This window comes from Ancylobacter gelatini (assembly GCF_022601675.1).
Classification (GTDB): Bacteria; Pseudomonadota; Alphaproteobacteria; order Rhizobiales; family Xanthobacteraceae; genus Ancylobacter; species Ancylobacter gelatini.
This window is the reverse complement of the sequence record NZ_JAKVIL010000002.1, coordinates 522,773-544,436: the sequence shown is the minus strand read 5'-3', so window position 1 is coordinate 544,436 and position 21,664 is coordinate 522,773. Positions and strand designations below refer to the sequence as shown.

Below are 21,664 nucleotides of genomic sequence, written 5' to 3'. Positions count from 1 at the left end.
GTGGTGCCGGATCCGGCGGGGCTGGAAGCTGTCGCGCCGAATTTCAAGCGCCGCCTCTCGGGCGTGACCGCGACGCTGGAACGCGTGGTGCCGTATCAGGCCCGCGACATTTCCATCGCCGCGCTCGGCCCCGGCCTCGCCGCCGGCCTGCCGCGCCTCTCCTTCGCCGATCTGCGCCATTTCTGGCGCGCCCCGCCCGGCCGCCCCGCCCGCATCTGGCATGCGCGGCGCAATGTCGAGATGCTGGCGGGCCTCATCCTGCGCGACCTGTTGCGCATGAAATTGAGGCTGGTCTTCACCTCCGCCTCGCAGCGCCGCCATACGCGCTGGACCAAGTTCCAGATCGCGCGCATGGACGCGGTGATCGCCACTTCCGCCGCCACCGCCTCCTATCTCGAACGGCCCTCGACCGTGATCCACCACGGCATCGACCTCACCGTGTTTCACCCGCCCGCCGACAAGGCGCAGGCGCGCGCCCGGCTCGGCCTGCCGGAACTCCGCCTCATCGGCTGTCTCGGCCGCATCCGCGCGCAGAAGGGCACGGATGTGTTCGTCGACGCGCTCATCGCCGCCCTGCCCTCGCGCCCCGGCTGGGGCGGTGTGGTGCTCGGCCGCGCCGTCGGCAAGGATACCGGCTTCCTTGAGGGCCTGAAGGCGCGCGTCGCGGCTTCTGGGCTCGCGGACCGCATCCTGTTCCCCGGCGAGGTCGCGACGTCAGTGACGCCGGACTGGTATCGCGCGCTCGACCTCTATGTCGCGCCGCAGCGCTGGGAGGGCTTCGGCGTCACCCCGCTGGAAGCCATGGCGACGGGCGTACCGGTGGTGGCGACCACGGTCGGCGCCTTCCCGGAGCTTGTGGTGGAGGGCGTGACGGGAAACCTGATCCCGCCCGGCGATGTCCCCGCCATGAGCGCCGCCATGAGCGCCTTCATCGATATGGACGAGGCCGCTCGCGAGGCATGGAGCGCGGCCTCGCTGCAACGGACGCGCACCGACTTCGCCATCGAGGTCGAGGCGCAACGCATCAACGCGGTCTATGAAGAAGTCTGGCGCGCGGCTCAGAGATAGGCGGCGTGCGGCTGCTCCAGCACGTAGCCTTCCGGCGGAGCCAGCCCCAGCACCGGCGCGATGATCGCCGCCAGCCGGTCGCGCCAGTCACCGCGCGCCGGGGTCAGCGAGGTCAGCGTCGCGGCGAACTGGGCGGGCGTCGCGCTTGCCATGGGCAGGATGGCGAGGCTCGGTCCTACCGCCCAAGAGGCGATCGCCTCGCTGGCATAGCCATCATGCACCTTGGCCGAGCGCAGGCCGATCACCGGCCGCCGCGCCGCGATGCCTTCCGCCAGCATGCTCATCGAATCCTCTGTCACCACCACGCCATCGCAGCCGAACAGCGCCCGCGCCGAGCCCGGTCCGGCGGTGCGATAGTCGACGAACTCCGCGAGGATGCCGGCCTCCGCCAGCGCCTTGAAGCGCTGGTGCACGTCCTCGGGCGTACGCCGCGAGGTCGAGACGCGCCAGCGCACGCCGTACTGTGCGGCAATGTCGCCAACGAGGCGGATCAGCGCCTCCCATTCGCCGGCGGGATATTCCTTGCGATAAGCCGAACCGCCGATCAGCAGCGCGATCTCCGCGCCCTTGAGGTCGGTGAGGCTGAGCAACGGGCGCGGCGGGGCATAGGCGTCAGGGTCGATCACAGAGGGGATCAGCGCATAGGCCGAGCGCGGATTGCCGGCCGCGCGGGGCGAGGCCACCAGCATCAGGCTGACCTCGCGCGTGTCGTAGCCGCCAATGCCGCCGGAGTAGAGGAAGGGAATGCCGCCGAACACCCGCTTCAGCAGGATGCCCGCCGCGATGGTCGGGCGGCCGGAGCCGACAATGACGTCCGGCCGCTCCAGCGCGTCGGCGTCGATGGCGTACATCGATTTCAGCCAGCCCAGCGCATCGCGGCCCCAGCGCTTCATGATCTGCTTGCGGATATCGTCATGGGCGAACCAGGACGGCCGCACGTCGAGCCGCGCCACCTCGATCGGGGCGAGGCGGCCAAGCGCCAGCGCGACCCCTTCCGCCTGGTTGAAGTGACCGGGCTTCTTGTCCCGGAGAACCAGAACCTTCACCGCCGCTTCCCCGCCAGCGCCCGGCGGGCGGAGCGCGAGAGCTTCATCGTGCGGTAGATCGCCCGCTCGCGCAGGCGGATGGCGAGCGAGGGCAGCACCGGATGTTCGGCGTCCCAGGTCTTGAAAGCGACGCGGTTGCGGCGGTGGATGGTCATCTCCCGCACATCGGGAAAATGCGGCTTCAGCCGCGCCAGCCACCACGGCGCGTCGTGCTGAGAGACATGGGCATTGCGCCCGTCGGAGAGCAGCAGCTTGGCCGGACCGATATCGATGACGAACAGCGCGTGGCGCGCCGCCTTCGCAATGCTGGCCAGCACCGCGTCGATTTCCTCGTCGGGAATGTGCTCCATCACGTCGACATTCACGGCGAGTTCGACCTGATGGTCCGGCAGGGTCGCGATCTCGGGAATGGCGGGATCGTAGCGATGCACCTCGCCTATGCCGGCCTTGGCGCCGATCAGCGCCGCGAGATTGCTCTGGCCGCAGCCGAAATCGATCAGCGAGGCCGGCTTCAGTGCCAGTATGTGCGGCAGCATGTCGGCCAGCGCATGGCGCGCCGTGGCGCCGTAGCGGTGGTTGGAATGCAGCCGCTGATATTCACTGACGAGACTGTATTCCATGGTCGGCCCATGAGTGCGGGAGTGGTGCGGCAGATGGCGTAAACTATTCGGCGGCGCAGGCAAGTCCCCGCCGGAATCGGGCGTGCGTCTTCAGCCCGCCGGCGCCAGCCCGAGGCGCCGCTTCATGCCACCGATGAAGCGGCGCAGCTTGCGCACCCGCTTCTCGATCTTGCGGTCCCACGGCGTCTTCAGCTTCTCGCCACCGAACGGCGTCCGCGCCCGGTAGCGCAGATAGATGTCGCGCGCGGGGTGTCCGCAATCGGCATAGTTCGGCTTCACCTGCCCGATGAAATGGATGATGCGCACCGCCGACCAGTCGAGCGGCTCGTCGTCATAGCGTCCCTTCTTCAACCGGCGATGCACGTTCCAGCTGTCGTCCAGCGCCAGCCACTGCCCGCGCAGCGCGCCGTTCAGTGCGTCCTGGTCCATCATCGGCAATTCCGGGTGCTCCAGCGCGAAGGCGATGGTGCGCTCCGACACCTTGTCGCGCCGCCAGGCTTCAAGGTCGATCAGCAGCACGCCGCTGTTGAAATAGGCCATGTCCTCGGGCAGGCCGATATCGCGGTTGCGCTTGGCGTGGCGCTCGGGCACGCGGTGGGCGATGTCGTTCACCGCTGCCACCGGAAAACCCTGCATGTCGAGCTTCGCCAGCGGGCTGAGCGCGCCGTTCACCAGCGTGTCGCAGTCCAGATAGAGCAGCCGGCCGGTCTCGTTCGCCAGGCTCAGCGGCATCAGGATGCGCGCATAGGCGGTGCGCGAGAGGTGGTGATTGACCGGGCGGGCGCCGAAATGCCGGGTCATGTCGTCGGTGAGGTCGACGAAAACGAGGTCCGGCCGGCCATAGCTCGCGGCCATCTTCGCCTTCTCGTCCTCGCTCACCCCGTCGCAGAACACATAGGCCGCGCTCACTTCGCCGTCGGCATGGGCGGCGAGCGAGGCCAGCATCACCGCGGTGAACTCGACATAGGTGGTGTCGGTCGCGGTGGCGACGATCACGGCTGCACCTCTTCCATCGGCACCACGGGGGCGCTCTTGGCGTGCTTGAGGGTCAGCGCGGTCTTCACGTTGCGCACATTGGGCGCGCCGGTAAGCTCCAGCACGAAGTTCTGGAAGGTGCGCAAATCCGGCGCCACGCACAGCAGAAGGAAATCGGTCTCGCCCGAGAGCATCCAGCAATCGCGCACCAGCGGCCAGCGCTCGACCTGAGCGGCGAAGGCGGAAAGGTCCGCCTCGGCCTGGCTGACGAGGTGAACCATGGCGAAGGCCATCAGGTCGAAGCCGAGCTTCTTCTCGTCGAGCAGGGCACGATAGCCCTTGATGATGCCTTCCTCTTCCAGCGACCGGACGCGGCGCAGGCAGGGCGGCGCGGAAATGCCGACGCGCTGGGATAGCTCGACATTGGTGATGCGGCCATCGGCCTGCAGTTCGCGCAGGATGTTCAGGTCAATCGCGTCGATGCGGCGGGCCACGCATTGTCTCCGTTCACGGCCACCCGAAGGGGCGCCGATGGTCGGCGCGCAACATAAAGGAGCGGTGCCGCAGCGCAATATTATTTCGTGAGCGAGTTTCGTGCACGCCTTGCGCGTTCTTGCCTCTGGAAAACTTAAGGATAAGCGGGAGCGCGCTTGCGGTTGCAACGGGCAGACCCTACATTTTCGCATGGCTGATGGCCGCTGCCCTTGCATCGGGTGCATGCGTCGTCCATCTGACCCGGACTCTCCTTACGGCGACGGGTCTTCCGCCGCCCGCAACCTGCGAGCATTTCCATGTCGGCGGCTTCCTCCGCTTCTCGCCCGGCGAACCACGTCAAGGTGCTGATCATCGGCTCCGGTCCGGCGGGATATACCGCCGCGATCTATGCCGCGCGCGCCATGCTGGAGCCGGTGCTGATCCAGGGCCTGCAACCGGGCGGCCAACTCACCATCACCACCGATGTCGAGAATTATCCCGGCTTCCGCGACCCGATCCAGGGTCCGTGGCTGATGGAGGAGATGCAGGCCCAGGCCGAGCATGTGGGCACGCGCATCGTCACCGACATCGTGACCAAGGCCGATTTCTCGTCGCGCCCGTTCCGGCTGGAAACCGATTCCGGCGAGACCTGGATCGCCGACACGGTGATCCTCGCCACCGGAGCGCAGGCGCGCTGGCTCGACCTGCCCTCCGAGCAGGAATATCGCGGCTTCGGGGTGTCCGCCTGCGCCACCTGCGACGGATTCTTCTACCGGGGCAAGGAAGTGATCGTGATCGGCGGCGGCAACACCGCGGTCGAGGAGGCGCTGTTCCTCACCAATTTCGCCGCCAAGGTCACCGTCGTGCACCGGCGCGACAGCTTCCGCGCCGAGCGCATCCTGCAGGACCGGCTGTTCGCCCACCCCAAGGTCGAGGTGGTGTGGAACGCCGCGCTGCATGAGGTGAAGGGCGAGCAGGACCCGCCCAAGGTCAAGGGCGTGGTGCTGAAGGACGTCGAGACCGGCGCGTTCCATGAGCGGGCGGCGGATGGCGTGTTCATCGCCATCGGCCACGCCCCCTCCACGGAGCTCGTCGCCGGGCAGCTCAAGCTCAAGCCGAGCGGCTACGTCTGGACCGCCCCGGATTCCACCCGCACCTCGATTGAAGGCGTGTTCGCGGCCGGCGATGTCGCCGACGACGTGTTCCGGCAGGCTGTCACGGCGGCAGGCATGGGCTGCATGGCCGCTCTGGAGGCCGAGCGCTTCCTGCACGCCCAGCCGGTATTGGCGCAGGCAGCGGAATGATCGGGAAGCGGGGGGACATGGAAAACAAGGCGAATCGGGCGCGTGACATGGACTGGGACAAGCTGAAAGTGTTCCACGTCGCCGCCGAAGCGGGGTCCTTCACCCATGCCGGCGAGGCCCTCGGCCTTTCCCAGTCGGCGGTGAGCCGGCAGGTCTCCGCGCTGGAGCAGGAACTCAACATCCCGCTGTTCCACCGCCACGCCCGCGGCCTCATCCTCACCGAACAGGGCGACCTGCTGTACCGCACGGCCCACGAAGTGTTCATGAAGCTGGAGGCGGCTCGCGCCAAGCTGACCGACAGCCGCGAGAAGCCGAACGGCGAGCTTCGCGTGACCACGACCATGGGCCTCGGCACCCACTGGCTCACCGCACGGATCGGCGAGTTCCTCGAACTCTATCCCGACATCCGCATCACGCTGATCCTGACCGACGACGAACTCGACCTCGCCATGCGCGAGGCGGACGTCGCCATCCGCCTGCGCCAGCCGGTGCAGCCGGACCTGATCCAGCGCAAGCTGTTCACCGTGCATTTCCACGCCTTCGCCTCGGCGGAATATCTCAAGCGCAATGGCCACCCGCGCACGCTGGACGAACTGGACAAGCACCGCATCATCCTGCTCGGCGGCCCGATCCCCTCCTATTTCCAGGGGCTGAACTGGCTGGAGCGCGCCGGCATCGAGGACGGGCAGGAAGGCCGCGTCCCCGCGCTCTCGGTCAACAACGTGCTCGGCCTCAAGCGCGCGGTGGAGCGCGGCGTCGGCATCGGCATCGTCCCCGACTATCTGCTGGAGGATTCCGCGACGCTGGTGCAGCTCTTCGCCGAGCGGCCGACCCCGACGCTGGAGGCCTATTTCGTCTACCCGCAGGAAATGCGCTCGGTGGCGCGCATCCAGGTGTTCCGCGACTTCCTCGTCGCGAAGGCGCAGCGCTGGAGCTTCTGAGCCGGGCGCCGGCCCGCTCAGCGTACCGCCGACACCACTTCGCGCGCGGCATAGTCGCCGGCGTGGCGCCAGCCGGCATCATTGTCGCCGCGAAAACTCAGCAGGCGCTCCAGAACCAGATCGCCGGACGCGGTGTCGAGCACGGCAAGACGCATTGACATCACCAGCGTGCTCATCTTGTGCACCTTACCCACCAGCACGAAGCCGGCCCCCGCCTTCCTTGCGCGTTCGCGCAGCGCCTCAATGCCGGCCGCGTCCAGCGAACAGCCCTCCCCGCAGGCCAGATGCACGGTGTCGAGTTGGCCAGCAGCCGCCACCTCCCGACTCAGCGCCTCGGTCAGCGCCCGCTGGCGCTCGCCATGTACGGCAGCCTGATCGCGCGCCTCGCCGGACGAATCGGTAAAGCCGATATCGACGACCGCGATCCGGGCCGAAGCGGCGTGAAGCGGCGCGCACATCAGCAGCGCCAGCGCACCGACCGCCAGCGCACATGCTGGCAGCGCACATGCCGGCAGCGCCGACACGGCACGCCAGCCTTTAAGGGGATGCAGCGGGTACATCTGGCGGGTCCTCCGGTCTCCCTCTGCCGGGGAGCATGGACCAGCCTAGCACGGCCCCGTGGGCCTTGCCGAATGGCGAGAGCGCGCCAACGGCGCTCAAATACCGGGCAATGCCACCGCCATGACGGACCTCTGCAAATGCGCATGCCTGCCATGCAGGCAAACTTGATTGTAAACTGCCCGCCAATTGATCATATGAACGGGTGACGCTGAAGCTTATCGCTTTAGCTGTTCCCCTCTGGAAGGTTCGCCGCCTTTGCGCGGCGAGACTCGCCGGGCTCCTTGCGGAGTCCGGCTTTTTTCTTTTCAGGACGGCCCGAATGCGGGCGCGCGCCGGTTCACATGAACAGCTTCTCGCCGGTCATCCCGGCATAGAGGCCGGCAACCTGCTCGCCATAGCCGTTATAGATCAGCGTCGGCCGCCGCTCGCCGGTGCCGAGGTCCCGCTCCGTGGCCTGGCTCCAGCGCGGGTGCGAGACAGCCGGGTTCACATTGGCCCAGAAGCCATATTCCCGGCCCTGCACCTGCTCCCACAACCCGACCGGCCGCTCCGCCACGAAGGAGATGCGCACGATCGACTTCACCGACTTGAAGCCATATTTCCACGGCACGGCGAGCCGCAGCGGCGCGCCATACTGGTTGGGCGCCGGCTTGCCGTAGACGCCGGTGACGAAGAAGGCGAGATCGTTGGTCGCTTCCGCCATGGTCAGGCCGTCGACATAGGGCCAGGGATAGACGAAACCGTTCTGCGCCGGGGCCACCTTCGGGTTCATGAAGGTTTCCATGCGGATGAACTTCGCGCCCGACAGCGGCTTCGCCCACGCCACCAGTTCCTTCACCGCAAAGCCGGTCCACGGCACCGCCATCGACCACGCCTCGACGCAGCGGTGGCGGTACAGCCGCTCCTCCAGCGGCATGGCGCGGATGATGTCGTCGATCCCGACCTCGCGCTCCTGCTCCACCAGCCCGTCGATCTTCACCGTCCACGGCCGGCGCGGCATGCGCGCGGCGAGGTCGGCGATCTGGTAGTTCCGGCGCTCGGAGCCGAACTCGTAGAAATTATTGTAATTGGCGGTGATGTCCTCGGGCGTCACCGGCCGGTCCAGCGTGTAGGCGTCGTTGCGCTTGGCCGGATAGAGGTCGTTGGTCGGGTCGAGCGCCGGATCGCCGGGGGGCGGCGCGGCGCGGGCGAACTCCGGCAGGCCCACACCCGCCAGCGCGCCAGCGGCGAGCCCCCCGGCCAACCCTATGCCGCCGAGCAGGTGGCGGCGCGAGAGATAGACGGATTCCGGGGTGGCGGCACTTTCGGGCAGTTCCCACGGCCGGCGGCGGCGGATCAGCATTGGCCTCTTCCTCATCGGTTGGCTACCGGGAAGATACGTCGGCCGGACGCTTTCCATTACAGGGGAATTGATCAACTCGGCGTGCGCGGAACGAAAACGGCCCGGCACTCGCGCGCCGGGCCGTGGATTCGTGAAAGCGGACGATCAGAGCGCGCGGAGCGACAGGCTGCCGACGCCGACGGCAAGGTTCACGCCGGTCTGGCCTTCGACGCTGAAGGGCTGCAGCGCGACGGTGTTCTGCGAGCCGCCGAGCAGGGCATTGCCGGCCACGCCGACGCCGAGCGCCACGCTGCCGGAGACGCCGGCATACTTGCCCGCGAGGTCGCTCGGGTTGAGCTTGGTGGTCGGCGCGAACACGCCCCACACCAGCGCATTGCGGCCGGTCACGCCGACATCGAGGCCCCAGCGGCGGATGGTGCCCTCGTAATAGGCGCGCACGCCGCGGCGGTTGATGAAGGTGCACTCAAGCGTGCGCTTCGAGCCGATGATGAAGCTCACCGACTTCGAGCCGGTGCACTCAAGCGTGCCGACCTGAACGCGCTGGATACCCTGGGCCGAAGCCGGGGTCGCGGAAAGGGCGCCAGCGGCGAGCGCAACCGCGAGAGCGCCGAGCGTAACGAACTTACGGATCATGATGATCTCCATGGAGAGGCGCGAGGCGCCTCATGCGGGCCTTGTCAGGCAGTCACCGGCAAACTGCCAGCAACCGCCCATTGATACCTCAGCGAAGCGAACCGCAGAAGCGCTGAATGCGCAGGCACGCCTCTTCGAGATCCTTGGTCGAGGTGGCGTAGGAAATGCGGAACGCCGGGCCAAGCCCGAAGGCCGAGCCATGCACCACGGCAACGCCCTCGGCGTCGAGCAGTTCGGTCGCGAAGTCCTCGTCGGTGGCGATCAGCTTGCCCGACGGCGCGGTCTTGCCGATCGCGCCGGCGCAGGACGGATAGACATAGAACGCGCCTTCCGGCTTCGGGCAGGTGAGCCCGTTGGCCTGGTTCAGCATCGAGACCACGAGGTCGCGGCGCTCCTTGAACACCTTGTTGTTCGCGGCGATGAAGTCCTGCGGACCGTTCAGCGCCTCGACCGCCGCCCACTGGGCGATGGAGTTGGGGTTCGAGGTGGACTGCGACTGCAGCGTGCCGATGGCCTTGATCAGTTCCTCCGGGCCGGCGGCGTAGCCGATGCGCCAGCCGGTCATGCAATAGGCCTTGGAGACGCCGTTCATGGTCAGCGTGCGGTCGTAGAGCGCCGGCTCGATCTGCGCCGGGGTCACGAACTCGAAGTCGTCATAGACGAGGTGCTCGTACATGTCGTCGGTGAGGATCAGCACATGCGGATACTTCACCAGCACGTCGGTAAGCGCCTTCATCTCATCGCGGTTATAGGCCGCGCCGGAGGGGTTGGACGGCGAGTTGAAGATCAGCCACTTGGTCTTGGGCGTGATCGCCGCTTCCAGCGCTTCCGGCTTGAGCTTGAAATTGTCCTCAAGCTTGGTCTCGATCGCGACCGGGGTGCCGCCGGCGAAGTTCACGATGTCCGGGTAGCTGACCCAGTACGGCGCCGGGATGATCACCTCGTCGCCGGCATCGACGGTCGCCAGCAGGGCGTTGAACAGCACCTGCTTGCCGCCGGTGCCAACCGTGACCTGGCTCGGCTTGTAGGTCAGGCCGTTCTCGCGCTTGAACTTGGCAACGATGGCCGCCTTCAGCTCGGGAATGCCGTCGACCGCGGTGTAGCGGGTCTGGTTGCCGTTGATCGCCTTGATCGCGGCTTCCTTGATGTTGTCCGGCGTGTCGAAGTCCGGCTCGCCGGCCGCGAGCGCGATCACGTCACGGCCCGCCGCTTTCAGCTCCCGCGCCTTGTTGGAAATGGCGATGGTGGCCGAGGGATTGATGCGCTTCATGGCGGCGGAAACGAGGCTCATGGCCGGACTCCGTAATGGCGGGTTTTGCGCGCGACAACTATCCCCGCCCTTGCGCGCGGGCAAGGCCTTACCTACCTGCCCGCTGCCAACTTGGTGGCATAGTGTGTCGTTGATGCCCGATTGTGGGCGGTTTGCCGCAGGATTGTTTCCGTGCTCCGACTCTATGGCATGCAGAGTTCCGGGAACTCGTACAAAGTCCGGCTGCTGCTTGCCAGGCTCGGCACGCCGTTCCAGCTGGTCGATGTCGACGTGCTGCGCGGGGAGAACCGCACGCCCGACTTCCTGATTAAGAACCCGGAAGGGCGCGTGCCGCTGCTGGAGCTGCCCGGCGGGCGGCACCTCGCCGAATCGAATGCCATTCTTGTCTACCTCGCCGAGGAGACACGGTTCCTGCCGGCTGATCGGCTGGCGCGTGCCGAGGTGCTGCGCTGGATGTTCTTCGAGCAGCACTCGCACGAGCCCGCCATCGCCGCCGCCCGGTTCTGGCTGAAGCTGGTGCGCGGCGGGCGCGACCTGCGCACCCACGACATCGACCGCTGGATGGAGGAAGGCTACGCCGCCCTCCGGGTGATGGAGCGTCATCTCGCCCGCCGCCCGTTCTTCGTGGACGGCACGCTGAGCGTCGCGGATATCGCCCTCTACGCCCATACTCATGTCGCCGAGGAGGGCGATTTCACGCTCGATGGCTTCCCCGCGGTGCGCGATTGGCTGGCGCGGGTGGAGGCCGAACCCGGTCATGTGGGGATCGACTGGCACCCCGAGCCAGCTAAGCCCTTGGTGCCTATTCGTTAACATGTTTTAACGCTGCCGCGAAATCGCCTTGAAATGGCGCGGGCTCGCCCAAGTGCGGACCAAGGCGAGCCGCGTTCGCCCGCCACTTTCTTCCCCATCGAATCGCCCAACGCCCTGTCGATCGGGAAGGACCATCTCATGCCGCGCACTGCCGCCCCGCAGATCGAAGCCTCGAAGATTTCGGGCCGCCGCCTGCGCCGCGCCCTGATGGAGGCCGGCGTTGTATTGTCCCTGACGCTCGCCATCGTGGCCGTGCTCTGCATGTTCGGCCTGCAGCGGGCATCGGCCTTCGAGATCAATGCCATGGCGGATTCCGGCGGGCGGCTGACCATGGGCGCGGTGCTGCTCGGCGCCTTCGTCGCGCTGTGCGGCCTCACCACCTACATGCTGCGCGACACCATGGGCGCTTCCCGCCGCGCGGTCTCGTCCCGGCAGCGCCGCGGCTGAACCTCAAGGCTCCCGGCGGCACGGTCGCCGGAAGCCGACTTCACGCTATTGTTTGCCGCCGCGTCTTGGCCGAATCCGCGCGGGATGATTTATCCGGGCATCACTGGCAGGAGCAGCGGAGCGCGCCTTGATCGCCCTATCCCACGACGGACGACCGGGGCCATTGCGGCGCCTTTTCGCGATTGCGGCGCTGGCCGCCCTGTGTTTTGCCGGCGATGTAGGCCGAGCTGGCGCGCAGGAGCCCGTCACCCTGCCCTCCTCCGCCGGCCCGCTGTCCGTCGAGACCGTGGCGACGGGACTTGCAAGCCCGTGGAGCCTCGCCTTTCTGCCCGACGGCCGCATGCTGGTGACCGAGCGTCCGGGACGGCTGCGCATCGTCAGCCGCAGCGGCACCGTTTCCGCGCCGGTGCCGGGCCTGCCGGCGGTCTATGCGCGCGGACAGGGCGGGCTGCTCGACATCGCGCTGGCGCCCGATTTCACCTCCAGCCGCGTCCTCTATTTCTCCTATGCCGAGCCGCGCGAAGGCGCTTCCGGCACCAGCGTGGCCCGCGCCCGCCTCGTCGAGAGCGGCGGCTCCGCCCGCATCGAGAATGTCGAGGTCATCTTCCGCCAGAGCCCGGCCGCCACGGGATCGAACCATTACGGCTCCCGCCTCGTCTTCGCCCGCGACGGCTCGCTGTTCGTCACGCTCGGCGACCGATTCTCCTATCGCGATCAGGCGCAGAACCTCGGCAACCATCTCGGCAAGCTGGTGCGCATCCTGCCGGACGGCTCGGTGCCAGCGGATAATCCGTTGCGCGAGCGCCAGGGCGCGCGCCCGGAAATCTGGAGCTACGGCCACCGCAACGTGCAGGGCGCCGCCCTCGATCCCGCCACCGGGCGGCTTTGGACCATGGAGCACGGCGCGCGCGGCGGCGACGAACTGAACCACCCTGAGGCCGGCAAGAACTATGGCTGGCCGGTCATCACCTATGGCCGCGACTATTCCATGCTGCCGATCGGCGAAGGCACCCACAAGGACGGCATGGAACAGCCGGTGCGCTACTGGGACCCGTCCTTCGCGCCCTCGGGCCTCGCCTTCTATACCGGCAACCTGCTCGGCCAATGGAAGGGCGACCTGTTCACCGGGGGACTTTCCGGCATGCGGCTGCTGCGGCTGCGGCTCGACCCGGCGCGCGAGAAGGTGGTGGACGAGGAGGTCCTGCTCACCGACCTTCAGGCGCGCATCCGGGACGTGCGTCAGGGCCCGGACGGCGCGCTCTGGCTGCTCACCGACGATCCGGGCGCCGGCCGCCTGCTCCGGGTGTCGCCGGCCGAGTAAGGCCGCTCACCATTTCTGGAAGATGAACCACGCGCCGAGCGCGATGAAGGCGAAGCCGATCAGGTGGTTCCAGTGCAGAGGCTCCTTGAGCCACAGCACCGAGAAGCCGGCGAACACCACGAGCGTGATCACCTCCTGCATGGTCTTGAGCTCCGCCGTCGAATACACCGCCGAGCCGAAGCGGTTGGCCGGCACGGCGAGGCAATATTCGAACAGCGCGATGCCCCAGCTCGCGAGAATCGCGATCAGCAGCGGGGACGATTTGTGCTTCAGGTGGCCGTACCACGCGAAGGTCATGAACACGTTCGAGGCGAACAGCAGGACGATCGGCAGCACAGCGGGCGGCAGCAGGGAAGACAAGGCGGGCATGGGCGGGGAATCCGGTTGAACCGGCTCCGAGCATCACCCCGCCGCGCCGCACGTCAATGGCCTGCGGTCACCGGAGCGGCCGCTCCTCACAGCTCGGCCCAGTGGCGCAGCAGGTTGTGATAGACATTGGTGAGGCCGAGCACCGCCGGGTCCTCGTCCGGCAGCCGGGTGCGGGTGGTCATAATGGCGAGGTCGAGGTCGTAGAGCATCGCGCGGCGCTCCTGATCCTTGATCATCGACTGCGACCAGAAGAACGAGCCCCAGCGGCTGCCGCGCGTGATCTCGTTGACGCTGTGCAGGCTGGAGGACGGATAGACCACGGCGTGGCCGGCCGGCAGCTTCACCTCATGGACGCCATACGTGTCCTCGATCAGCAGCTCGCCGCCATCATACTCATCCGGTTCGGTGAGGAAGATGGTGGTGGAGACGTCGGCGCGCATGCGCATGCCGGTGCCGGGGATCGAGCGGATCGACCCGTCGACATGGGCGCCGAACTTCATGCCGACATCGTAGCGATTGAACATCGGCGGCAGCACGCGCAGCGGCATCACCGCGGAATTGAAGGTCGGGTTGCGCCCGAGCGCGCGCAGGATGATGTCGCCAAGCTCCTCCGATTCCTTGGACTCCACCGGAATCTGAAGGTTCAGCTTGGATTTCGCCGCCTGCTGGCCGGCGGTCACGCGCCCATCCACCCAGGGGGAGGCTTCGAGCGTACGCCGGCAATGGGCGACTTCTTCCTTGGTGAGGATATCGGCGATCTGGATGAGCATGGGCAAGCCCGAAACGTAAGAGGTCCGAACGAAAAAGAGGGGGAAAGCCGGCGCGGCCGACCTTCCCCCGAATTGACGGTCATTTCAGTCCTGGCGGGTCAGCCCGTCAGAAGGTGGCGCCCAGGGTGAGCGTCACGTAGCGGCCCGGCGCGACCACCGCGCGGTTGCCCCACGCCGAGGCGTAGTTCAGCTCGTCGGTGAGGTTGTAGGCGTTGACCGCCAGCCGGTAGTTCTCCCACTGGTAGGACACCAGCGCGTCGAGCGAGAAGGTCTCGGGGATGATCGCGGTGTTGGCGGACGAGGTGTAGTACTCGTCGGCATAGGTCACGCCGCCACCGACCAGAAGCTTGCCCGGGATGGTGGTCCAGATCTTGTTCAGCTCGAACGTGGTCCAGAGGGTGAAGTTGTTCGGCGACAGGAACGGGATGTCGTTGCCGATATTGGCAAAGTTCGCGGTCGTGGCGCCGGTGATCTCACCCTTGTAGTAGGCATAGCCCGCCTGCACCGACCAGTAGTCAGTGATCATGCCGGTGATGCCGAGTTCGATGCCGCGCACCCGCTGGCTCTCGCCGGTGGCGAGGTCGTCGCCGGTGACCGGATCGACATAGAACGTGTTGCTCTTGTCGACCTGGAACACCGCGCCGGTCAGGCCGAGCTTGCCGCCGAGCAGCGAGATCTTGGCGCCGGCTTCCCAGGTCTCGTTGTCTTCGGGGTCGAGATCGGGCTGGGCGCCGTTGATCGGGGTCACGTCATTGGTCGGGAAGCCGCCCTGCGGGGTGAAGGACTTGGCCCAGGACACATAGTAGGTCTGGGACTGCGTCGGCTCCCAGATCACGCTGACTTTCGGGCTCCAGAAATCGGTGGTGGCGTCGGTGTTGACCATCTGGCCGCCGCCCGTCGTCGACCAGTAGGAATAGTCGCTCGAATAGCTGTCATAGCGGGTGCCGGCCAGCAGCGAGAGCTGCTCGGTGAACCACACGCGGTCGCTGATGAACGCGCCGAAATCGGTGGACTGCGTGTTGCGCTGGCCGTTATTGCCCCACGGGTTGGAATAGAGGAAATAGCCCGTGGTGTTGGCGTAGACCGGGTTCCAGATGGTCGAGGTGCCCTTGGAGCCGTTCACCGAGATCAGCGTGCGCTCGTCGCTCACCGTGCTCAGGTCGAGGCCGGCCACCAGTTCGTGGCGCAGCGCGCCGGTGTGGAACTTGGCGATGAGGGTGGTGACGTTCTGGGCGCTCCAGCTCTCCTGGTTGAAGCCGGGATTGCCGCCGCCGAACGAGATCGCCGGATCGAGCCCGGCGAAGAACTGGCCGGTGCAGCTTGCCGCATAGGCCGCCTCGGTGGTGCCGGTGCCGCAGCCCGGAACCGACGTGGCGAAGTCACGGGTGTAGTAGCCGAACCGGGTGTCGTTGGTCACGGTCAGCCAGTCGTTGACTTCCTTCTTGAAGTTCAACGTCAGCATGTTGGTGTCGGTCTCGTCCATGTCCGTCACCTTGCCGTAGAAGGTGCTGCGGGGGACGCCGAACTCGGTGACCGGCTGGCCAACCGAGCCGAAATTCGCCACGTCGGAGAAGCGCGGGGTCAGGATCGGCACGCCGTAATTGGGCGTGCGGTCGCCATGCTGGAACAGATAGTTGATGTGCAGCGTCTGGTCGGTGCCGAGACCGAAGCCGACATCGCCCATCAGGCCCCAGCGGTTGGCTTCGACGTGATCCACGTCGACCACGTCCTGCTGGTTGACCATGCCGACGATGCGGACCGCCGACGTATCGCTGAGCTGCTTGTTGAGGTCGAACACGCCGCGATAGAGCGGGCCCATGCCGAGCTGGCCCTCGAAATCGTACTTGTCGCCGATATGGGCCTGCTTCAGCGTGGTGTTGATCGCGCCGCCGGTGGTGCCGAGGCCGAAGCTCTCGGAAGACGGCCCCTTGAACACCTCGACACTCTCATAGGCGAAGCTGTCGCGGACATAGACGCCATAGTCGCGCAGGCCGTTGATGAAGATGTCGCCCTTGGACTGGAAGCCGCGGATACGGAACTGGTCGCCGTTCATGCCGCCGCCGCCCTCGCCGATGCCGGAGGTGACGCCCGGAACATTGCGCAGCGCCTGTTCGAGCGTGGTGACGCCCTGCTGCTGCATGGTTTCCTGGGTGATGACGGTGATCGTCTGCGGCGTGTCCTGCACCGTGCCCGGCAGGCGCGACAGGCCTGTGCTGGCTTCGAGCGTGTTCGCCGGAGAGCCCTCGCCCTCCACGGTCACGGTCGGCAGTTCTTCGCCGGCCGCCGACGCCGGCGCCGCCTGCTGAGCGCTCGCCGCAAACAGCGGGAACGCCGACATCGTAGCGGCGAGCCCCGCTGTCAAAGCAGCATTCGGCGCAGACCCGCGCAGTGTCCTCAAGGTGTTCATTACCAGACCCCAACCTTCATTAAGTATTTTCGCTCTTAACGAGGATTCTAAGCCCTTTCAAACATTATGTTTTTTATTTGTTCTAATTTTGCCGGAGTCAAAATACGGCGAACACTCAGTTTTTAATTATTAAAAACAAAAACAGTAGTGTGCTTCTTGCCGCTCAACTATGGTCGACCTTATGTGACATAAGGAAAAATCGGCATCACGCGCCCCGGCGCCGCGATGCCCCGGACCGGCGATCGGCAGCGAACCCACATGCGTGACGAATGGATTACCTACCCGGCCCTCAAACGAATGGGCGCGGATGTGTTGCGCGAACGCATCAGTGAAAGCCCCGAGGAGGCGGCGCGCTGGGTCGAGGCCGGGGCGCTCAACGGGCTGCTCAATGCCCAGCTCGCCTGGGGCCGCATGCTGGTTGAAGGGCATGGCGTGCCGCGCGATCCCAAGGCCGGGCTGCGCTGGTTCACCGTCGCCGCATCAGCCGGCAACCTTGAGGGCATCAACATGGTCGGGCGCTGCCACGAGCTCGGCTGGGGAACGCCGATCGATCGCGGCGAGGCGGCGCGGCATTACCGGCAGGCGGCGGAGGGCGGCCATGCCTGGGCGCAGTTCAATCTCGCCACGCTGCTGCTGCACGGCTCCGGCGTGGCGCCGGACCGGCACGAGGCTCTGCGCTGGTACGCCCGCGCCGCCCGCGGCGGCAATGTGAAGGCGATGACCATGATCGGCCGTTATCTGGAGCTCGGCTGGGACCGCCCGGCCCGGCCGGACGCGGCGCTGCGCTGGTATCGCCGGGGTGCGGCGGGCGAGGATTATCGCGGCCAGTTCGACTATGCCCGCCTGCTGCTGGCGCGCACGGGCGATCTCGCCGCCGCCCTGCCGTGGTTCGCCCGCTCGGTGGAGGCCGGGGTACCCGCTTTCTGCCGGCAGGTCGCGCAGGGGCTGCGCGAGGCGCCTGCGCCGGAATTGCGCCGCCTCGCGCTCCGGGCGCTGGAGCGTGCCACTGAGAGCGGCGACCCGGCCGATCTGCGCGCCTATGCCGCCGGCCTTGCCGAGGGTCTTGGCGGCGCGCCGGATGCGGCGGCCGCGCGCGCACATTTCGAGCGCGCCCGTGAGCGGGAAACCGCGCCCCCCGCCTCGGCCACGCCGCCAGCACCAGCCCGGCGCCGCGTCTCGCTCAAGGCGAAAATCCGCCGGCTGCTGGACCGGCTGCGGTAATCGAATAGACGCCCAATGCGCAAATAGCACAAAAAGATGCATTATTATGTGTTATTTGTAATTTTCAAGGTATTAAATTACTTTTCGCCAACGTAACCCTCCTGAAATAACCCGAATACTTGGTGAAACCTTAAGCGATATCTCCGGTTGTTCATTTGCGTCAGACATTCGATCACCCATGACGTGGAGTACAACAACCAGGAGAATAGCCATGTGGCAGGACCATGAAGGACGAAGGACCTCTCAACTACTGGCGCCGGGCATTGCCGCCCTGTGCCTGGCGCTGACGACAGCCCCGCTCGACGCCCGGCCGGGCTCCCGGGGCGGTGACCGCTCGCTGGGCGGCGCGGTCGGGGGCGCCGTTTCCGGCGTCGGCCGAACCGCCGACCGGGCGATTTCAGGCGTCAGCCGCGCGGCGGGCGGCGCCGTCTCCGGGGTCGGCAATGCGGTTGGCAATGCCGGTGACAGCCTTGCCGGCGGATCATCGAGAGTTGGCGATGCGGTCGGCGGAGCCGTCAGCCGCACGGGAGACGCCGTAAGCACCGCCGGGCGCGCCGTGGGCAGCATCGGTTCGGATGTTGGCGGCGCCGTGTCGTCCGCGACCGGCAACACGGCGAGTTCCGCGGGCACAGGCGCCTCGACCTCGGCATCCGGCGCCTCGCCGTCGGGAGCCGGCTCCGGCTCCACCGCCGGCACCGGCCGTTCGTCCGTCGCTGGCGCATCCGATCGCACCACCGCCGGGCGCAATTCGGCGGGCAGCACGACCCGAGGCGCAGCCGCGCCGTCCCGTCTCGCCAATACCGGCCTCAATCTGTTCGGCATTCAGGTCGACCTGCTGCGCAAGCGCGCCCGGCCGGTCGATGTCAGCCGCCGCAACACCGGCGACGTGGTGCGGGCCGACGTATCGGCCCTTGGGCGTCGCGGTATCAATGCCGATGCGCGGGTCGGCCTTGATCGCCAGCGCGGGCTTGAAGCCCGGGCGAAGGCCAACGCTCTCGGCCGACGTGGTGTGACGGCCAATACCGACGTCGCCGTGGGTGGCACCCGCAGCCTCAATCGCGGCCTCGCCGACGCCAGGGTCGGCCTGTCGGCACTCGGCCGGCGCGGCGTGAACGCCAAGGCCGACGCTACGGTCGCGAGCCGCAGCCAGGTCGCGGATGTCGATGTCGGCGCCCGCATCGGCGGACCGCGCGGCGTGCGCACCGCGGCGGCGGTCGATGTCGGCGGCTCCAGCCTCGCCAGCGTCAATGTCGGGCTGGCGATCGGCGGCCCGCGCGGCAGCACCCCCGGCGGTGGTACCCCCGGTGGTAACACGCCCGGTGGCGGCATCCCGGGCGGCGGTGATCCCGGCGCCGGCCTTCCCGGCGGCGGCTCGGGCGGCACGCCGGGCTCCGGCGGCAATGCCGGGAATGGCAACGGCACGCCCGGCGGCGGCTCCGGCACCGCGGTGCGCGGCAATGCGGGCGATCGGTCCGGCGATGTCGCGCTCAAGAAGACGCGCTGCGTCGGCGTGATGTCGGATCCCCGCTCCTTCGATCCCGGAATCGTGGCGCTCTGCCGCTCGCTGATCGGCGGCTGATGCACAAGATATCAACGAACGCGCCGTCCGGCCCGGTCGGTCACGATCGCGCCGGACGGCGAAGCCGCGTTCAAAGCCGCTGCGCCGCCCAGCTCCGGATCTCGATCATCAGGTTCCTGAAGTCCCAGAACGCCGCGGCCAGCAGCACCGTCGGCACCAGCGCCAGCAGCGCTCCCCATTCCGGCGACAGGTCCACCGGGCCGCGCGAGAAGTCATAGACCCCATAGGCGACCACCAGCGTGACCAGGCCCGCGACGATGAAATAGGCGAGCCGGTCCAGCCGGCTCAGCACCAGTGGCACGATCAGCGCCACGGCGATGCCGATGCCCGCCGCCCAGCCGAAGCCGAGCGAGAGCGCCGTCGCCAGCCAGCGCCCGACCAGAACCGAAATCAGGCCGAGCGCCACCAGCACCAGTATGCCGGCGCGCACGCGCCCCAGCGGAAAATGCCGGCGAACCTCGTCCGCCGGCGCGCGTTGTGGTTCCGCCATGTTGGCACCTAAATTCTCTCGCCCTATCGGCTCCCGCACCGTAACCAATCCTACCGAATGCCAACGCGACCCGCCATGCGGAAGCCGGCCTCCCGGCCTTCCCGAGGCGTCACCCGCGCCAGCCGTCATCCCCCGTGGAGCCCCGATGCGTCACATACTGGTTCTGCTGAACGCCGATGCCGGCACGATGCTCGATCGCGACCCCGAGCAGGTGCGCGCCATGGTGGAGCAACGTCTCGGCCATGACGGGCGGGAGGTCGTGGTTCAGCTTCTGCATTCCAGGAAGCTGGCGCCGGCGATTCGCGAGGCCGGGAGCGGCCCGCACGACACCATCATCGTCGGCGGCGGCGACGGCAGCGTCAGCCTCGCCATCCGAAGCCTCCACCAGTCCGATAAGGTGCTCGGCATCCTGCCGCTCGGCACCATGAACCTGCTGGCGCGCGATATCGGCGTGCCGCTGGATCTCGACAAGGCGGTCGAGGCGCTGGCCCACGGCCACCCCACCACCATCGACCTCGCGACGCTGAACGGGCAGCTGCTTCACACCATTTCCGGCATCGGCTTCTTCAGCCAGATGGCGCGGGCGCGGGAGGCCGCCCGCCACTGGAAGCTCTGGCGCTTCATCGTCGTCGCCATTGCCGCCCTCACCGCGCTGCGGCGCATGGGGCGGATGACGCTCGACGTCACGGTGGACGGCAACACCCGCACCTTCACCGCCTTCGCGGCGCTGGTGACGGTCAACCGCTTCAGCGGACCGGGCTGGAGCCGCGGCCGGCTCGACGAGGGCGTGCTGGAAGTCCATGTCGCCGAAGACCGCGGCGCGCTGGCCAAGCTGAAGGCGGGCGCGGACATGGTGACGGACAGTTGGCGCGGCAATCCCGGCATCGTCAGCCTGACCGGCGCCGAGATCGTGATAAACCGGCGCGCGCGCCGCCGGGCCTGGGTGTCGACCGATGGCGAGCTCGACCGCGAGGACCTGCCGCTCAACTATCGCATCGCGCCCGGCGCGCTGCGGGTGCTGATGCCGGCGACGCCGAGCCGTCCGGCCTGAGAGAAAAGTCTCCGGCGCGCCGCCACCGCGAGACGGCGCCGCCGGTCATGCGCGCTCAGCGCGGCTCGATCTCATAGGTGATCGAGACATTGGCGCGGCTCTCGCTCTCGCCGGCCTCGACCGGCACGGACGAGTCCATCTTCATCATCATCGGCGCCGCCGCCATGCGCGGCATCGGCCGCATGCCGGCCTCGCCGACCATGTTGATGATGCGCACCAGCCGCACGCCGCCGGCCTCCGCCATGATCTCGGCCTGCCGGCGCGCATCCTTGACCGCCGCCACGCGCGCGGCCTCCTGCATCGCCTGCGGCTCGGCGATATCGAACGAGATGCCGCCGATCTGGTTGGCGCCGCTGGTGACCACCTTGTCGAGCAGGTCGCCGAGACGGGCAAGGTCGCGCACGCGCACGGTCACCGTGTTGCGCACCTCATAGCCGGCGATGCGCGGCGCATCGCTGCTGTCCTTCTTCTGCGGCTGGTATTGCGGCTGCACCGAGAAGCCGGAGGTCGAGATGTCGCGCGCCTCGATGCCGGCCTCCTTGATCGCCGCGATCATTCCGGCCACCTGCCCGGTATTGGCGTCGAGCGCCTCGCGCGCGGTCTTGGCCTCGCTCACCACGCCCGAGGAGAAGGTCGCCATGTCCGGCACGGCGGTCGCGGTGCCCTCGCCGGTGACGGTGAGGGTCGGCCGGCGCATGGTGGAGCCGACATCCTGCGCCGCCAGCGGAGACAGGCTCGCCACGAGAGCGACGGCGGCGAGAGCGGCTCGGGAAAACATCATCTTGGGAACTCCCTGAAGGATTCGGGCAGGCCGCTGACGCGGCGGCATGGAGGCGTTGGCGCACACCACTGCCCGATAGCGGCGGCAATGGGGCGGCGCGCGCACGCTGTCGCTGGAGCGTGAGCCGCGCAAGTGGGGGAAGGCGGCGCGCGGACTGTTGGCGTGGCAGAGCGCATTTGCT

At 67.6% G+C, this 21,664-nt stretch carries 22 protein-coding genes; 9 read left to right on the top strand and 13 right to left on the bottom strand.

Features of this window, described 5'->3' with window-relative positions; all coding sequences use genetic code 11:
* Positions 1 to 3 precede the first annotated feature (3 nt).
* Positions 4 to 1,068 (top strand): glycosyltransferase family 4 protein, encoded by a 1,065-nt coding sequence (locus MKI84_RS05830; RefSeq protein WP_425353804.1) that lies wholly within the window; start codon positions 4 to 6, stop codon positions 1,066 to 1,068.
* On the opposite strand, the gene MKI84_RS05825 is transcribed toward MKI84_RS05830, so the two are convergent.
* The 4 genes from MKI84_RS05825 to MKI84_RS05810 form a co-directional block, all read right to left on the bottom strand.
* Entirely contained in the window at positions 1,059 to 2,114 is a 1,056-nt protein-coding gene (locus tag MKI84_RS05825) for an ELM1/GtrOC1 family putative glycosyltransferase (protein ID WP_241617358.1), read from the bottom strand. The two genes, MKI84_RS05830 and MKI84_RS05825, sit on opposite strands and share 10 nt — an antisense overlap.
* A complete protein-coding gene (locus tag MKI84_RS05820) occupies positions 2,111 to 2,734 on the bottom strand; it encodes a class I SAM-dependent methyltransferase (RefSeq protein ID WP_241617355.1) in 624 nt (207 codons plus the stop codon). Before MKI84_RS05820 ends, MKI84_RS05825 begins: the two co-directional genes overlap by 4 nt.
* A gap of 90 nt (positions 2,735 to 2,824) precedes the next feature.
* A complete protein-coding gene (locus MKI84_RS05815) occupies positions 2,825 to 3,730 on the bottom strand; it encodes a glycosyltransferase family 8 protein (RefSeq protein WP_241617353.1) in 906 nt (301 codons plus the stop codon).
* Positions 3,727 to 4,203: an Lrp/AsnC family transcriptional regulator gene (locus MKI84_RS05810; RefSeq protein WP_241617352.1), complete on the bottom strand. Its 477-nt coding sequence runs from the start codon at positions 4,201 to 4,203 to the stop codon at positions 3,727 to 3,729. The genes MKI84_RS05815 and MKI84_RS05810 overlap by 4 nt, the downstream gene beginning before the upstream one ends.
* A gap of 297 nt (positions 4,204 to 4,500) precedes the next feature.
* Here MKI84_RS05810 and trxB point away from each other — a divergent pair, with 297 nt between their 5' ends.
* Together trxB and MKI84_RS05800 are read left to right on the top strand one after the other, a co-directional pair.
* Positions 4,501 to 5,487 carry a thioredoxin-disulfide reductase gene (trxB, locus tag MKI84_RS05805; protein WP_241617351.1) on the top strand — a complete coding sequence of 329 codons (987 nt, stop codon included), beginning with the start codon at positions 4,501 to 4,503 and terminating at the stop codon, positions 5,485 to 5,487.
* Positions 5,488 to 5,534: 47 nt separating this feature from the next.
* The gene (locus tag MKI84_RS05800; RefSeq protein WP_241617579.1) at positions 5,535 to 6,428 is read left to right on the top strand and encodes a LysR family transcriptional regulator; all 894 of its coding nucleotides are present in this window, start codon (positions 5,535 to 5,537) and stop codon (positions 6,426 to 6,428) included.
* Positions 6,429 to 6,445: 17 nt separating this feature from the next.
* On the opposite strand, the gene MKI84_RS05795 is transcribed toward MKI84_RS05800, so the two are convergent.
* The 4 genes from MKI84_RS05795 to MKI84_RS05780 form a co-directional block, all read right to left on the bottom strand.
* On the bottom strand, positions 6,446 to 6,988 hold the full coding sequence (locus MKI84_RS05795) for a DUF2380 domain-containing protein (RefSeq protein WP_241617350.1): 543 nt from the start codon (positions 6,986 to 6,988) through the stop codon (positions 6,446 to 6,448).
* 338 nt (positions 6,989 to 7,326) lie between these two features.
* Positions 7,327 to 8,331 (bottom strand): protein-methionine-sulfoxide reductase catalytic subunit MsrP, encoded by a 1,005-nt coding sequence (msrP, locus tag MKI84_RS05790; protein ID WP_241617349.1) that lies wholly within the window; start codon positions 8,329 to 8,331, stop codon positions 7,327 to 7,329.
* A gap of 144 nt (positions 8,332 to 8,475) precedes the next feature.
* Positions 8,476 to 8,964, bottom strand: coding sequence for a DUF992 domain-containing protein (locus MKI84_RS05785; RefSeq protein WP_241617348.1), 489 nt, complete (start codon positions 8,962 to 8,964; stop codon positions 8,476 to 8,478).
* Between the two features lie 88 nt (positions 8,965 to 9,052).
* The gene (locus MKI84_RS05780; protein ID WP_241617345.1) at positions 9,053 to 10,255 is read right to left on the bottom strand and encodes a pyridoxal phosphate-dependent aminotransferase; all 1,203 of its coding nucleotides are present in this window, start codon (positions 10,253 to 10,255) and stop codon (positions 9,053 to 9,055) included.
* Positions 10,256 to 10,405: 150 nt separating this feature from the next.
* On the opposite strand from MKI84_RS05780, the gene MKI84_RS05775 reads away from it, so the two are divergent.
* From MKI84_RS05775 to MKI84_RS05765, 3 genes are all read left to right on the top strand, one after another.
* On the top strand, positions 10,406 to 11,047 hold the full coding sequence (locus tag MKI84_RS05775; RefSeq protein ID WP_241617343.1) for a glutathione S-transferase family protein: 642 nt from the start codon (positions 10,406 to 10,408) through the stop codon (positions 11,045 to 11,047).
* A gap of 138 nt (positions 11,048 to 11,185) precedes the next feature.
* Positions 11,186 to 11,494, top strand: coding sequence for a hypothetical protein (locus MKI84_RS05770; protein ID WP_241617342.1), 309 nt, complete (start codon positions 11,186 to 11,188; stop codon positions 11,492 to 11,494).
* A gap of 163 nt (positions 11,495 to 11,657) precedes the next feature.
* Positions 11,658 to 12,815: a PQQ-dependent sugar dehydrogenase gene (locus tag MKI84_RS05765; RefSeq protein WP_425353794.1), complete on the top strand. Its 1,158-nt coding sequence runs from the start codon at positions 11,658 to 11,660 to the stop codon at positions 12,813 to 12,815.
* 6 nt (positions 12,816 to 12,821) lie between these two features.
* Here MKI84_RS05765 and MKI84_RS05760 read toward each other — a convergent pair whose 3' ends face one another.
* From MKI84_RS05760 to MKI84_RS05750, 3 genes are all read right to left on the bottom strand, one after another.
* Entirely contained in the window at positions 12,822 to 13,184 is a 363-nt protein-coding gene (locus tag MKI84_RS05760) for a DMT family protein (protein ID WP_241617340.1), read from the bottom strand.
* 86 nt (positions 13,185 to 13,270) lie between these two features.
* Positions 13,271 to 13,954: a Fe2+-dependent dioxygenase gene (locus MKI84_RS05755; RefSeq protein WP_241617338.1), complete on the bottom strand. Its 684-nt coding sequence runs from the start codon at positions 13,952 to 13,954 to the stop codon at positions 13,271 to 13,273.
* Between the two features lie 106 nt (positions 13,955 to 14,060).
* Positions 14,061 to 16,292: a TonB-dependent receptor gene (locus MKI84_RS05750; protein WP_241617336.1), complete on the bottom strand. Its 2,232-nt coding sequence runs from the start codon at positions 16,290 to 16,292 to the stop codon at positions 14,061 to 14,063.
* 327 nt (positions 16,293 to 16,619) lie between these two features.
* On the opposite strand from MKI84_RS05750, the gene MKI84_RS05745 reads away from it, so the two are divergent.
* On the top strand, positions 16,620 to 17,582 hold the full coding sequence (locus tag MKI84_RS05745) for a tetratricopeptide repeat protein (protein ID WP_241617334.1): 963 nt from the start codon (positions 16,620 to 16,622) through the stop codon (positions 17,580 to 17,582).
* Between the two features lie 211 nt (positions 17,583 to 17,793).
* Positions 17,794 to 19,161, top strand: a complete 1,368-nt coding sequence (locus MKI84_RS05740) for a TrbL/VirB6 family protein (RefSeq protein ID WP_241617331.1) — start codon at positions 17,794 to 17,796, stop codon at positions 19,159 to 19,161.
* A 70-nt stretch (positions 19,162 to 19,231) separates the two neighbouring features.
* Here the strand turns inward: MKI84_RS05740 and MKI84_RS05735 are convergent, their stop codons facing one another.
* Positions 19,232 to 19,651: a hypothetical protein gene (locus MKI84_RS05735; protein WP_241617329.1), complete on the bottom strand. Its 420-nt coding sequence runs from the start codon at positions 19,649 to 19,651 to the stop codon at positions 19,232 to 19,234.
* A 145-nt stretch (positions 19,652 to 19,796) separates the two neighbouring features.
* On the opposite strand from MKI84_RS05735, the gene MKI84_RS05730 reads away from it, so the two are divergent.
* Complete coding sequence (locus MKI84_RS05730; RefSeq protein WP_241617327.1) at positions 19,797 to 20,702, top strand: diacylglycerol/lipid kinase family protein; 906 nt, start codon at positions 19,797 to 19,799, stop codon at positions 20,700 to 20,702.
* Between the two features lie 55 nt (positions 20,703 to 20,757).
* Here MKI84_RS05730 and MKI84_RS05725 read toward each other — a convergent pair whose 3' ends face one another.
* On the bottom strand, positions 20,758 to 21,483 hold the full coding sequence (locus tag MKI84_RS05725) for an SIMPL domain-containing protein (protein WP_241617325.1): 726 nt from the start codon (positions 21,481 to 21,483) through the stop codon (positions 20,758 to 20,760).
* Between the last annotated feature and the right edge of the window lie 181 nt (positions 21,484 to 21,664).

What these genes read in the sequence shown, in the direction of transcription:
- MKI84_RS05820 (WP_241617355.1), bottom strand. Translation starts at nt 2,734, where the DNA reads ATGGAATACAGTCTCGTCAGTGAATATCAGCGGCTGCATTCCAACCAC.
- trxB (WP_241617351.1), top strand. Translation starts at nt 4,501, where the DNA reads ATGTCGGCGGCTTCCTCCGCTTCTCGCCCGGCGAACCACGTCAAGGTG.
- MKI84_RS05800 (WP_241617579.1), top strand. Translation starts at nt 5,535, where the DNA reads ATGGACTGGGACAAGCTGAAAGTGTTCCACGTCGCCGCCGAAGCGGGG.
- MKI84_RS05795 (WP_241617350.1), bottom strand. Translation starts at nt 6,988, where the DNA reads ATGTACCCGCTGCATCCCCTTAAAGGCTGGCGTGCCGTGTCGGCGCTG.
- msrP (WP_241617349.1), bottom strand. Translation starts at nt 8,331, where the DNA reads ATGCTGATCCGCCGCCGCCGGCCGTGGGAACTGCCCGAAAGTGCCGCC.
- MKI84_RS05785 (WP_241617348.1), bottom strand. Translation starts at nt 8,964, where the DNA reads ATGATCCGTAAGTTCGTTACGCTCGGCGCTCTCGCGGTTGCGCTCGCC.
- MKI84_RS05780 (WP_241617345.1), bottom strand. Translation starts at nt 10,255, where the DNA reads ATGAGCCTCGTTTCCGCCGCCATGAAGCGCATCAATCCCTCGGCCACC.
- MKI84_RS05770 (WP_241617342.1), top strand. Translation starts at nt 11,186, where the DNA reads ATGCCGCGCACTGCCGCCCCGCAGATCGAAGCCTCGAAGATTTCGGGC.
- MKI84_RS05760 (WP_241617340.1), bottom strand. Translation starts at nt 13,184, where the DNA reads ATGCCCGCCTTGTCTTCCCTGCTGCCGCCCGCTGTGCTGCCGATCGTC.
- MKI84_RS05755 (WP_241617338.1), bottom strand. Translation starts at nt 13,954, where the DNA reads ATGCTCATCCAGATCGCCGATATCCTCACCAAGGAAGAAGTCGCCCAT.
- MKI84_RS05750 (WP_241617336.1), bottom strand. Translation starts at nt 16,292, where the DNA reads ATGTCGGCGTTCCCGCTGTTTGCGGCGAGCGCTCAGCAGGCGGCGCCG.
- MKI84_RS05745 (WP_241617334.1), top strand. Translation starts at nt 16,620, where the DNA reads ATGCGTGACGAATGGATTACCTACCCGGCCCTCAAACGAATGGGCGCG.
- MKI84_RS05740 (WP_241617331.1), top strand. Translation starts at nt 17,794, where the DNA reads ATGTGGCAGGACCATGAAGGACGAAGGACCTCTCAACTACTGGCGCCG.
- MKI84_RS05735 (WP_241617329.1), bottom strand. Translation starts at nt 19,651, where the DNA reads ATGGCGGAACCACAACGCGCGCCGGCGGACGAGGTTCGCCGGCATTTT.
- MKI84_RS05730 (WP_241617327.1), top strand. Translation starts at nt 19,797, where the DNA reads ATGCGTCACATACTGGTTCTGCTGAACGCCGATGCCGGCACGATGCTC.
- MKI84_RS05725 (WP_241617325.1), bottom strand. Translation starts at nt 21,483, where the DNA reads ATGATGTTTTCCCGAGCCGCTCTCGCCGCCGTCGCTCTCGTGGCGAGC.